The sequence below is a fragment of the Arthrospiribacter ruber genome (genome assembly GCF_019343195.1).
GTDB lineage: Bacteria > Bacteroidota > Bacteroidia > Cytophagales > Cyclobacteriaceae > Arthrospiribacter > Arthrospiribacter ruber.
Genome location: NZ_RPHB01000004.1, coordinates 223143 through 235497, shown reverse-complemented (window position 1 = coordinate 235497; position 12355 = coordinate 223143). Strand labels below are relative to the sequence as shown.

The 12355-nt window shown below is 40.6% G+C and carries 9 protein-coding genes; 2 read left to right on the top strand and 7 right to left on the bottom strand.

Annotated features, from left to right (window positions below):
* Window positions 1–23 precede the first annotated feature (23 nt).
* The 5 genes from EGN73_RS09855 to uxaC form a co-directional block, all read right to left on the bottom strand.
* The gene (locus EGN73_RS09855) at window positions 24–1049 is read right to left on the bottom strand and encodes a LacI family DNA-binding transcriptional regulator (protein WP_219288902.1); all 1026 of its coding nucleotides are present in this window, start codon (window positions 1047–1049) and stop codon (window positions 24–26) included.
* 9 nt (window positions 1050–1058) lie between these two features.
* Window positions 1059–2153, bottom strand: a complete 1095-nt coding sequence (locus EGN73_RS09850; RefSeq protein ID WP_219288899.1) for a glycoside hydrolase family 43 protein — start codon at window positions 2151–2153, stop codon at window positions 1059–1061.
* A 292-nt stretch (window positions 2154–2445) separates the two neighbouring features.
* On the bottom strand, window positions 2446–3624 hold the full coding sequence (uxuA, locus tag EGN73_RS09845; protein ID WP_219288897.1) for a mannonate dehydratase: 1179 nt from the start codon (window positions 3622–3624) through the stop codon (window positions 2446–2448).
* A gap of 241 nt (window positions 3625–3865) precedes the next feature.
* Window positions 3866–4678 (bottom strand): SDR family oxidoreductase, encoded by an 813-nt coding sequence (locus EGN73_RS09840; RefSeq protein WP_219288895.1) that lies wholly within the window; start codon window positions 4676–4678, stop codon window positions 3866–3868.
* Between the two features lie 6 nt (window positions 4679–4684).
* Entirely contained in the window at window positions 4685–6115 is a 1431-nt protein-coding gene (uxaC, locus tag EGN73_RS09835) for a glucuronate isomerase (protein ID WP_219288893.1), read from the bottom strand.
* Between the two features lie 172 nt (window positions 6116–6287).
* On the opposite strand from uxaC, the gene EGN73_RS09830 reads away from it, so the two are divergent.
* A complete protein-coding gene (locus EGN73_RS09830) occupies window positions 6288–7310 on the top strand; it encodes a LacI family DNA-binding transcriptional regulator (protein ID WP_219288891.1) in 1023 nt (340 codons plus the stop codon).
* 52 nt (window positions 7311–7362) lie between these two features.
* On the opposite strand, the gene EGN73_RS09825 is transcribed toward EGN73_RS09830, so the two are convergent.
* The gene (locus EGN73_RS09825) at window positions 7363–8712 is read right to left on the bottom strand and encodes a Gfo/Idh/MocA family protein (protein ID WP_219288889.1); all 1350 of its coding nucleotides are present in this window, start codon (window positions 8710–8712) and stop codon (window positions 7363–7365) included.
* Window positions 8713–8723: 11 nt separating this feature from the next.
* Entirely contained in the window at window positions 8724–10136 is a 1413-nt protein-coding gene (locus tag EGN73_RS09820) for a 3-keto-disaccharide hydrolase (protein ID WP_219288887.1), read from the bottom strand.
* Window positions 10137–10415: 279 nt separating this feature from the next.
* Here EGN73_RS09820 and EGN73_RS09815 point away from each other — a divergent pair, with 279 nt between their 5' ends.
* Window positions 10416–12254, top strand: coding sequence for a glycoside hydrolase family 2 protein (locus EGN73_RS09815; protein WP_219288885.1), 1839 nt, complete (start codon window positions 10416–10418; stop codon window positions 12252–12254).
* The last annotated feature ends 101 nt before the right edge of the window (window positions 12255–12355 follow it).

The following is a 12355-nucleotide window of genomic DNA, read 5'->3' as shown; positions in this document are numbered from 1 at the left end:
GGTTAGGTTTATTGTTGGGATACTTACTTTCTTTTGGAAGACTCCCTGATGATTAATTCTGATCTTAAAGTGATCCGATTGGTGTTTTTGAGGAGATTCTCTGTATTCACATCGAGGTGATTGATGAGGTTTCGCATGGCTAATTCTCCCATTTCATATCCTGGATAATTGATTGTAGTGATATTGGGTTCAACGAGACGTGAAATGACATCATTATTGAAACCAACCACGGCAATGTCTTCAGGAATTCGGTAACCTTCGAGTTTGAGCTGCTTAAGGCAGCTGGCAGCACAGGCATCATTGGATACAAAAAGCCCATCAATTCTAGGCTCAATGCTTTTGATTTTCTGTACAATATCGTATCCAGCTTCTTCATTCAAATCGGAATAGATGATGAGGTTTTCATCAAAAGGTATTGAGTGATCTAAAAGGGCATATTTATACCCTTTTAGCCTTTCATGATAGACATTTACTTTGATATTGCCCAAGACATGGACAATTCTCTGGCATCCTTGCTCAATCAGGTGGGAGGTAGCTTGGTGTGCTGCTTTCATATTGTCTATAGTCACACCAAACATCTCCTCAAAATTTCCCACCCGATCATAAAAGATTACAGGTATTTTCTTTTTAATAAATGGAGCAAAATGCTCCAGACTTTCAGTATTGCTGGCTAAAGAAACCAACAATCCATCGACACGGCTGTTGAACATGGAGTGTGTATTAGCTATTTCTTTGTCTTTAGATTCCAAAGACTGGGAAATGATCAGGTTGAAGCCTGCCTCATTCGCTACTTTTTCCATTCCGGCTAAAACGGATGACTGAAAGGAACTATTGAGCCTAGGTACTATTACTCCGATGTTATTGGTTCTTTTACTTCTCAGGTTGGAAGCAAAAACATTTGATTGGTATCCCATTTCCATTGCCGCATTGTAAATTTTCTTTTTGGTTTTTTCATTTACTGCGGGATGGTTATTCAGTGCTCTGCTTACAGTAGCAGGAGACACACCCAAGTCTTTGGCAATGTCGTAGATCGTGATTTCCTTTTCCACAAAGATTTTCTATTTCATTGGGTTGATGGTCTGAATGGTTCCGTCAGGGTTGTGTGTCATTTCAGCCATTTTGATATTTCTTAGGTGAGTCTCTCCAGAGATTTCGGTGTCGTGATAGAAGATATACCACTTGTCGTCGACCTTAACAATAGAATGGTGGTTGGTCCATCCTTCCACTGGCTGAAGAATCACTCCTTGGTAAGTGAATGGACCATAAGGATTGTCACCGATGGCATAGGCAATATTGTGGGTGTCTCCTGTAGAATAGGAGAAATAATATTTTCCATCGTGCTTATGTACCCAAGCTGCCTCGAAAAAGCGTCTTTCATGATCTCCAGCTTTAATCGGTTCACCATCTTTATCCAAAATCAAAACCTGACGTGGAGTTTCGGCAAACTGAAGCATATCATCACTCATTTTGGCTATCATAGGAGCAATAGCTGGTTCATCATCCTCAGGCTCATCGTCATAAGGTCTGTCTCCTGTAGACACATATTCTCCTGTTCTCCATTTTTGAAGCTGTCCTCCCCAGATACCTCCCCAATACATATAATACTCTTCGCCGTCTTGAAATACGGCAGGATCCATGCTGAAGCTACCTTTGATAGGCTCATCCTCTGCTTTGAATGGACCTGTGGGGCTATCAGCTACTGCTACTCCAATTCTGAAAATATCATCATAGTCTTTTGCTGGGAAATAAAAATAGTATTTGCCGTCTTTTTCAGCAGCGTCAGGAGCCCACATTTGTCTTTTTGCCCAAGGAACATCGTCTACATCAAGAATAACACCGTGGTCTACAGGTTCTGCGTCAATGGACTCCATAGAAAACACATGATAATCTCTCATGTTGAAATGAGCACCGGAATCATCTTGGTCAATTTCTGATTCCACATCATGGGAAGGGTAGATGTAGATTTTCCCATTGAATACATGAGCAGATGGATCAGCAGTAAATACATGCGAAACTAAAGGCTTGGAGAGGTATTTACTTTCTTCATTTTCAGTGATTTCCTCCGTTTGCTTTTCTGTAGAAGGATTGCACGATAGCAGGTAAATAGGGGTCATGGCGAGCAATGCACCCCGGTAGATGGATTTAAAGTACATAGGTTTAAGGTTTGTTAATTATCTTTTGAAAATGTTAAAATAGAAAAATTGAAATCGGTTTCAAAATTAATTTTCATCAATGAAATAGGGTAGAGATGGTTCTGGTTTTTACAAATTAATGGGAAGTGAGATTGATAAAGTAAAAAATAGGGTGTAATCCAATGATTCCTTTGCTATAAAGTGTTTTTGGAATCCAAGACAATAATCAGTTAAAAAGGGAATATTCAGATTTTTTTCCGCCAAAAAATAAAAAAAAATCCTGCCAACAGACAGGATTTTCTAAACCTTGGATTTATACCAGATCTGCCCACAATAGGGCCGATTCTACACCGCGTATTTCTGCAAGGCCTTTCAATCTTCCTATGGCGGTATAGCCTGGATTGACAATTGGTTTATTGAGGTCATCAAGCATTTGATGTCCATGGTCAGGCCTCATTGGAATGCTGATTTTGCGTCTCTTTTGAACTTTCAGGACCTCTGCTATGACTGCCTCCATCGGAACATCTCCGTCAAGGTGATTGTCTTCAAAGAAATTGCCTTCTTCATCACATCTGGTAGATCTGAGGTGGATAAAGTGAATAAAGTCGCCGAATTCCCTTACCATAGCTACGAGATCATTGTCTTTTCTGACCCCATATGATCCTGTGCAGAAAGTAAAACCGTTATGTTTGCTTGGATTGTCCTCAATGATTCTTTTCATATCGGAAGCAGTAGAAACTACTCTGGGCAAACCGAAAATATCGAATGGAGGATCATCAGGGTGGATGGCCATAAAGACACCATTTTCCTGAGCCACCGGTAAAATTTCATCTAAAAACAAACGAAGATTTTCAGCCAAAACTTTCCTGTTAATTTCCTTATAGGTATTTAAGGCTGCCCTAAACTGCTCCATTGTGTATCCCTCTTCAGAACCAGGAAGTCCTTTGAGGATATTATCCTGAACCCTTTTAAGATCAGAGTCCGATGCATTGTCAAAAAAATCTTTTGCTTTTTGGATTTCTTCTTGGCTGTATTCCTTCTCAGCACCTTCTCTTTTTAAAATGAACAGGTCAAATGCTACGACTTCTTTTTTGACAAAAAACAAAGCCCTAGCACCATTAGGCAGTGGATGTGCCAACTTGGTTCTGGTCCAGTCCAAAATAGGCATGAAGTTGTAGCATATTCTGAACACACCTTCAGAGGCTAAATTCCTGATGGTTTCTTTGTAGTTTTCTATTAGTTTCAAAAAATCACCTGTTCTGGTTTTGATGTTTTCATGTACGGGAACTGATTCCACCACCTCCCAGATTAACCCAGATTCCTCAATGATCGTTTTTCTTTTTCTGATTTCTTCTTTTGTCCAAACTTCCCCATTGGGAATGTGGTGTAATGCGGAGACGATCCCGGTGGCACCAGACTGACGGATATCGGCAAGACTCACAGGATCTTTTGGCCCATACCAGCGCATGGTTTGTAGCATTTTGTATTTCATAGGTTAGATTTTAGGTGCGAGAAATGAGATGAGAGAAATGGGAGTAGGGAGATCAGAAACAAGAGTCAAGATTGTGGATATTTGCCAATTCGATTTTTTATTTGTTCCATTTTGGTCATTTTCCTTATATTTTGTGGGTTCTTGAAACATTGTTTTCCAATTATTTAGAAAATTTTAAATCTATTTTCCTAAGTAAAACCTTAGACTATTAACCATTAACTAAGTAACTTTTAACTAACAACTACACCCCTGAATAGGCAGAAAATCCACCATCAACCGGTATGATGGTACCGCTTACAAATTTGGAAGCATCAGAACAAAGCCACTGAACGGCTCCCAACAAATCTTCCGGTTCCCCAAATCTCCTCATTGGAGTATGTGTAATGATTTGGTTGCCTCTTTGCGTAAGACTTCCATCATTTTCGGTAAGTAGTGATCGGTTTTGTTCGGTGAGAAAAAAACCAGGAGCAAGGGCATTTACTCTGAAAAATTCTCCGTGCTTTTGACATAATTCCACAGCCAGCCACTTGGTGAGGTTATCGATGGCTGCTTTGGCAGAAGCATATCCCGCTACTCGTGTCATAGGTCTGGATGCTGCCATGGAGGAAATATTGATGATGTTGCCTTGTCCTTTTGGCAGCATGAGTTCCAAGAATACCTTAGAAGGAATCAAGGTACCTTGATAATTGAGTTCCATTACTTTTCTCATGGCCTCAGTAGATAGGTCGGCTAAGGTCTGATGGGGCTGCACTACCGCATCAGACATATTTCCTCCTGCCATATTAATGAGAATATCTACAGTCCCAAAGTGGTTTTTGATCTGTTTGGCAGTATTTTTAACCTGCTCCTCTGAAGTTACATCAGCCAGGTATCCGTCGGCATTCCCACCTTTACTTCTGATTTGGTCAACCAGCTTTTCTACTTTGGATGCCGTACGGCCAATGATAATTACTTGAGCACCTTCTTTGGCTAAATGCAGCGCAATGGTCTCACCCAAAACTCCGGTGGCTCCGGTAATGACGATTTTTTTATGGTCTAGTTGGAATAATGACATGTTTTTTCAATCAAAATTGAAGTAATTCTTTGCGTTATAATAACAGATGTCCTGAATTATTTTACCTACCCATTTTTCATCCTGAGGCAATTCCCCGTTTTTCATGTCTTTCCCAAAAAGATTGCAAAGAATTCTTCTGAAGTACTCATGTCGGGGAAAGGAAAGGAAGCTTCTGGAATCTGTAAGCATTCCTACAAAGGTAGAAATCAATCCCATTTGCGAAAGGGTATTCATCTGTCTTTCCATCCCGTCTTTTTGATCCAGAAACCACCAGCCAGACCCAAATTGAATTTTACCCCTTTCAGATCCATCGTTAAAATTACCGCACATGGTAGCAAACAATTCATTGTCTGAGGGATTTAGATTGTAGAGTACTGTTTTGCAGAGTTTATTGTCTTTGTCCAAGTGATTTAAAAACCTGGATAATGAAATTCCCTGACTGTAATCACCAATAGAGTCAAATCCCGAATCCACTCCAATCCCGGTGTGCATCCTACTGCTGTTGTTTCGCATTGCACCTAAATGAAATTGTTGTGTCCAACCTTTTTCATGATACATTCTACACAACTCATTCAGGACTTTAAATTTGAAGAAGGTTATTTCATCAGGCAGCAATACTTTTCCAGACATAACTTTTTGGAAAAGATCTTCCAAATCAAAGTTAGATTTATCATCAAAGTACATTTTTTCCAATCCATGATCAGAAAGCCTGCATCCATTGACATGAAAAAAATCAACCCTTTTTCTGAGTACTTCCAAAAGTACCTGATAGGAGGAAATATCAGTTTTTGCAGTTTCTCCCAATTTGAGAAGATATTCTTTATATGTTACAGGATTTTCGACAGCAAATGATTTGTCCGGCCTAAATGCCGGAAACATCTTTAAGGAATGCCCTTGATTTTTGAAGTTATGGTGGTGCAATAAATTGTCTGCCGGATCATCTGTGGTACAGATGACTTCAACATTCATTTTTTGGAGCAACCTTGTAGTGGAAAAATCCCGGGTACTGACTTTTGAACTGGTTTCATCATAGATTTCCAGGGCATTTCCCGGACCGAGCAATTCAGTAATGTCAAAATACCTGAGCAGTTCCAAATGTGTCCAGTGGTATAAGGGGTTGCGTAGGGTAAACGGAACAGCTTCGGCCCACTTGAGAAACTTCTCCTCGTCAGATGCTTGTCCGGTAATGTACTTTTCCTGAACCCCTAGGGTTCGCAAAGCTCTCCACTTGTAATGATCTCCTGCCAACCAAATCTGGGAGATGTTTTCAAAAACTTTGTTTTCTGCAACTTCTTGGGGAGGCAGGTGGTTGTGATAATCTATGATAGGGCAATCGGAAGCATACTCATGATACAACCGCTTGGAGAACTCATTTTCCAATAAAAAATCCTCCTTAATAAATGTCTGTTTCAAAGCAGCGGTATTCTGGGTGGACATAGGTTTTATAGGTTTTAAAAATAAGTTTAATACATTTCATCCGTTTATTAAACCTTTTTACTTTTTTTAATTGTGGAAACGTTTCCGTGTCTTGTATTTTCGGGAATTGGATTTACTATTACAAGATTGGTTGTAAGTCTGCAAAGTTACCACAACCTCTTAGCAAAACCTTATGACAAAAGTAAACATCAAATATCTCGCAGCACAATTAAATATGGCCCCATCAACAGTCTCCAGGGCCTTGAATGACAGTTATGAGATCAGCCATGCCACAAAAGCAAAAGTATTGGCCTTGGCCAAAAAGCTCAACTATCAGCCTAATCCGTATGCGAGGAGTCTTAGGGCACACAGCAGCAAAACGATAGGGGTAATCATCCCCGAAAGGATAAATAATTTTTTTTCGCAGGTAATTGATGGACTGGAGTCAATTACACAGGAATATGGTTATCACCTTTTAGTTTATAATTCCCATGAGGATGTAGAGCAGGAAAAAAAGATCATTTCGTATCTGCTAGGCGGTAGGGTAGATGCCATTGTGATGTCTGTTTCCAGCCAGACAAGTGATACCCAGCATTTAGCCCAGGTTCAAAGTCAGGGGATACCTATCATTTTTTTTGACAGGATCGCTCAAGATATCCCCACGACCAAGTTTACGACGAATGATTTTGAAAGCGGATATTTGGGGACCAAGCACCTTTTGGAACAAGGATGCAGAAAAGTATTTTTTCTATTGCTTTCCAAAGAAATCACCATAGGCAGAGAAAGGATGAAAGGGTACCAAAAAGCAATTGAAGAGTCAGACTTGGACTTCTCAGAAGATTGGATCATACAGTGTCATCAAGATGAAAACCAAAATCTTGAGCTTTTCAAATCTCTGATTTATCCTATTCATAGGCCGGATGGCATCATTTCCTCGGTAGAAAAACTTGCCATTACAGCCTATCATGCGATCCGGCAGACCAAACTTAGAATTCCTGAAGATATCAGGCTGGTGAGTTTTTCCAATATGAAAATTGCTGATCTTCTTCAGCCTCCACTGACAACCATTTCCCAACCTGCTCATGAAATCGGAGTTCAATGCGGACAGTTGCTAATGAAAAAGCTTATCAAAAAAAATCAGCCTGATCTTCCCAATACGCTGATTACCATTCCTTCCACCATTCAGGTCAGAACTTCTTCTTTCCTCAAACCTTAAAAGAAAAAGGCCTCCAATTGGGGCCTTTCTTCTTATTGTTTTAATCTTCATTTTAAATCCTTGGTTCCCATCCTGGTTCGTATTCCCTGGACCAAAGGGCCATACCTTTAGCGTTTTTGATATGTCCATTGCTGGGATCGCAGTCAAAGTTTTCTCCAATTCGGTAAGAAATATTGGCCAAGTGGCAGAGAAGCGTTGAAACGGCTCCTTCATCTATAGTGGAGTTTTGCTTTTGCTTACCCCTGATGGCTTCAAAAAAATTGACCACATGATCTGTAGTGTTGTCTCCACCGCCACCTAGGTTGGTGCTTCCTTCTTCTCCCTTTGATTTTTCTTCTTTTACCAATTTCCCGGACCTGTCATAGAGTTTGTATATTCCTCTATTGACAAATACGGATCCCTCAGTTCCATAAATGATAGTGCCTCGATCTTCTCCGTAAGTGTTGAGGTTATTGCGGCTTTTTCCATCCCAAACGATAGTCTTGTCACCTTCAAATGCAAACGTGGCATACATGGTATCATACATGGTCCAGCCATCATCCACGAAATGATATTTGCCTGCGTCTACGTTGACATGTTTGGGAAATTCAACCTGAAGCGCCCACCTTGCTACATCAAGTTCATGGGTGGCATTATTGCCTGTTTCAGCTGTTCCGTAATCCCAACCATACCAATGCCAGTTGTAATCCCATGTATCATGGGTATATGCCCTTCTTGGTGCCGGACCTTGGAAAAGTTCCCAGTCCAAACCTGACGGGGGTGCCTGCTCTACCTGATGGGGCACCGGACCTCGGGCATTGTTGTAGAAGGCTACTGCTCTGTAAGGGTTTCCTATGACTCCATTGTGGATCTCCTTGATAATCTCAATAGTATGGAAGGAGGATCTCTGCTGATTGCCCATCTGGATTACTTTGTTGTATTTGTCACGGTACTTGATGAGCAATTCTCCTTCTTCAGGACTATGGGAGCAGGGTTTTTCGACATAGACATGCTTGCCATTTTCTACGGCCATCCAAGTGCCTGGTGCGTGCCAATGGTCTGGAGTAGCATTGATGAGCACATCAATCTCTTTGTTCTCAATTACTTTGAGAATGGAGTTCTCTAATTTTGGTTGGTAATCAATGTATTTGGAGAAGCTTTGGGCAGCTTTTTCCCTTTGGGACTGCATCACATCACAAAGGGTATGTAGCATCACGTTACTTTCCTTTCTGGCAATAGGATCATAAAAGGCTCCCAACCTTCTACCTAAGCCGGCTATTGCTACCTGCATTCTATCATTGGCACCGAGGATGTTTCCGTAGCTTTTTGCAGAGAAGCCTAAAGCTCCCAGAGAACTAATGCCGGCAGTAGCCAATACTGATTTTTTGAGGAATTCCCTTCTGTAGTTGATTGGATCTTTCATGGGTCTATTGATTAATTAAGGGTTTTGATTTTGATGTTTTTGAAATGGACTTCATCTCCATGATCCTGTAGGAGTAAATGTCCTTCTTCAGCTTCTCCAAAATTTTCCCAGATTTTATATTTACTCTGGGCTACTTTTTCCCTAAATTCTTCCGAACCTCTTTTGTATTCCAGAACCTTGACACCATTCAGGTAATGTGTGACAGTGTTATCCGGTTTTACTACCAATCTACCTTTGTTCCATTCTCCAGGCCCTTTTACAAATCTTGGATTTTTATCGGCCGTAATCAGGTCGTAAAGGGAAGCCAAAGTCCGGTTTCCATCTCTTCCCATTTTGGCATCCGGATGATTTTTGTCGTCCAGAATCTGATATTCCAGGCCAATTGCAGAGCCCACATTGTTTTCACCTAAAGTGACGAAGTATTTCACTCCTGAATTGGCGCCTTCTGTAAATTTGAAGTCGAATGCCAGATCAAATGCACTGAATTTTTCCTCAGTCACAATGTCACCGTAAGTCATTGACTCGCTTCCGTCAGAAGCTTTGATAGTCAAAATACCGTCATTCACAACCCATCCATCGGAAGGAAACTCTTCTTTATATGCTGCTTTCCAGCCATCAGAGTTTTCACCGTTGAACAGAAGCCTCCAACCTTTTTCTTTTTCCAGATCAGCCAATTTATTTTTAAGTGTGCTCACAACAAATACATCTCCTTTGAAAGGTTTTGGGTCGAGGTTTTCGGTTTTTACCCTAATGTTTCTGAAATAAGTTTTATTTCCTTCATCGGCAGCATTATTAATACTGTGAACCTGAAGTCCAATATGCCCTTTGCTGTCCATATCGTCCAATACATAAGAAACCTCTTTCCCATTGATCCAGGTTTTGATTTCATTACCGATGGCTTCAATTCTGTAGGTATTCCATTCGTTCATTTTGAAAGCTGATTTTGCCTCTGGATTGAGGTCTAAGGGATACAGCCAACCACGTCGGGCTTCATCATATAAGCCTCCCGACCAAGCTCTTTCCGTAGGGTCCGCTTCTATCTGATAGCCAAAAACCAATCCACTGCCATCTCTGGCATCAGCGTCATACTGGCCTCTTACCATCACCCCCGAATTGGAGCTCAAGTCTTCTATTTTCAAATCCAGCTCAAGGATAAAATCTGAGTACTCTTTTTCTGTTACCAAAAATGTATTGGGAGTATTGGCCTTGGCATATCCAACGATCATCCCATCTTCAATTTCAAATTCTGCCGCTCCCATGACGGTTTTCCAGCCTGTAAGGTCCTTTTCATTAAAAAGAGGTTTCCAACCATCTTTCTCTTCACTGCCTGATTGCTCACAGGAAAAGAGCAATATTAAAGAAGAAAGCATCAGTGAAAACAAGTTGTGATTGGTTCTGATTTCGGTTTTTTTAGGGTTTTTCATAGTTTTTTGCTCGTTGAAACTGATTCAAATTCCCTAAAACAAAGGAGAAATTCAAGCTCAGCAAAAAGTTAATTTACGGAAACGATTTCATTTTAAAGGTATTTTTTCACTTAAAACTTGGAATCTTGGCATGAACTAAATTCATTGAATGCCTTTTTTGGGTAAAGTCCAAACCTTCTTTGTCATTTCAATTCCCATTGATTTCTTCGGGAAAAATCTCTGAGCGGTATGGCTGTTTTTATTTTTAATGCTTAACATTATCATCAAAACCCATAACCTATGAACCTCAGACCATTGCTGTTTTGCATCTTTCTTCTATTGTTTACAGTCCAAACTATTCATGGACAGGAAATCAACCAGAATCCCTTATTGACCCAATGGGCAGGAGACGTCAGTACTGATACACCTCTTGCAGAGTATCCAAGACCGCAAATGGTTCGGAAATCTTGGATGAACCTAAACGGTACCTGGCAGTATAGTATACAGGAAAAAGGGAAATCCATGCCCACGGAATTTGATGGAAATATACTTGTGCCTTTTCCGGCAGAATCTTACCTCAGTGGAGTGATGAAACCTAAAGGAGCATCACAGGAATTGTGGTACCAAAGGACCTTTTCTGTTTCATCATCGAAAGGTAATGAAAGAACGCTTTTACATTTTGGGGCTGTTGATTGGGAAGCGGAAGTATTTATCAATGGAAAGTCCGTTGGGATTCATCGTGGAGGATTTGATCCATTCTCTTTTGATATCACAGATTTCCTCATACGAGGCAAAAATCAGGAGCTTGTGGTGAGGGTCTGGGATCCGACTGACGAAGGACCACAACCTAGAGGTAAGCAGGTCAACAAACCCAGAGGGATTTGGTATACTCCTGTCACAGGGATTTGGCAGACGGTTTGGCTGGAGAAGGTTCCAGTGGCCTACATTAGAGATGTAAAAATAACTCCTGATTGGGACAATGGTCAGTTTTTGATAAAAACAGATGTGGTAGCTTCATCGGAATATGCAGTTGAAATCAAAGCGTTTGATGCAGGGAAAATGGTTACCCAAAGTCATGAAAGTGAAAATGATATTATCAGCTTGCAAATCCCTAATCCAAAAGAATGGTCACCGGATCATCCATTTTTGTATGATTTTGAAATCAGCCTTAAGCAAAAATCCGGTGTGGTAGATCAGGTCAATTCATATGGAGCCTTGAGAAAGATTGAAATAGGATATGATGAAAATGGCATGCAGGTAATGGAGCTGAATGGAAAAGCTTTGTTCCAATATGGTCCACTGGATCAGGGATGGTGGCCTGATGGCCTTTATACTGCGCCTACAGATAAAGCATTGCTTTTTGACATAGAAAAAACTAAGGAACTGGGCTTCAATATGATCAGAAAGCATGTAAAGGTAGAACCCGCCCGATGGTATTTTCATTGTGATAGACTGGGAATGCTGGTATGGCAGGACATGCCCAGTGGAGATATGGGTAATGTATGGGAGTCAAAGCCCGGAGTCTACCGGAAGGGAATGGAGAGAGATAGAACGGAGGAGTCAGAAGCGATTTATAGAAATGAGTGGGAAGCCATTATGAATGCTTTTCATCATTTTCCTTCCATTGTGGTCTGGGTTCCTTTTAATGAGGCTTGGGGTCAGTTCAAAACCAAAGAGATCACAGAATGGACCCAAAAACACGACCCTTCCAGGTTGGTCAATTCCGCCTCAGGTGGGAATTTTGTGTTTGACGAAAGAAAATTGGTAGGAGATATTTTTGATATTCACAATTACCCTGACCCAGCGATGCCTTCACCTGATCTGTTTGGTAAAGTAAATGTGCTGACCTTAGGGGAATTTGGTGGGTTAGGTTTGCCCGTGGATGGACATACCTGGCAGGAAAAAGACAATTGGGGATACCAAAGTTTTAAAAATGAAGATGAACTTTGGGAAAGGTATAAGCGATTGATTTCTGACTTGAAACCTCTTTTGTCAAAAGGACTTGCAGCGGCTGTATATACCCAAACTACAGATGTAGAAGTGGAAGTCAATGGTCTGATGACTTATGATAGAAAAGTGATCAAATTCCCGGCGGAAGCTATGAGAAAACTTCATCAGGAATTGATACAGAAAAAGTGATAAAACATATTCTTTGATAGAATTTTAAGAATAAAAAGTGAATCAATTTTCTTTTATCCTTCACAGCCAAGATGGATAATGAAATACAATAATTTTTAAAA

Bases quoted from the DNA above. Each gene is read 5' to 3' on its own strand.
- EGN73_RS09825 (WP_219288889.1), bottom strand. From the start codon at position 8,712: ATGAAAGATCCAATCAACTACAGAAGGGAATTCCTCAAAAAATCAGTA.
- EGN73_RS09850 (WP_219288899.1), bottom strand. From the start codon at position 2,153: ATGTACTTTAAATCCATCTACCGGGGTGCATTGCTCGCCATGACCCCT.
- EGN73_RS09815 (WP_219288885.1), top strand. From the start codon at position 10,416: ATGAACCTCAGACCATTGCTGTTTTGCATCTTTCTTCTATTGTTTACA.
- EGN73_RS09820 (WP_219288887.1), bottom strand. From the start codon at position 10,136: ATGAAAAACCCTAAAAAAACCGAAATCAGAACCAATCACAACTTGTTT.
- EGN73_RS09830 (WP_219288891.1), top strand. From the start codon at position 6,288: ATGACAAAAGTAAACATCAAATATCTCGCAGCACAATTAAATATGGCC.
- uxuA (WP_219288897.1), bottom strand. From the start codon at position 3,624: ATGAAATACAAAATGCTACAAACCATGCGCTGGTATGGGCCAAAAGAT.
- EGN73_RS09840 (WP_219288895.1), bottom strand. From the start codon at position 4,678: ATGTCATTATTCCAACTAGACCATAAAAAAATCGTCATTACCGGAGCC.
- uxaC (WP_219288893.1), bottom strand. From the start codon at position 6,115: ATGTCCACCCAGAATACCGCTGCTTTGAAACAGACATTTATTAAGGAG.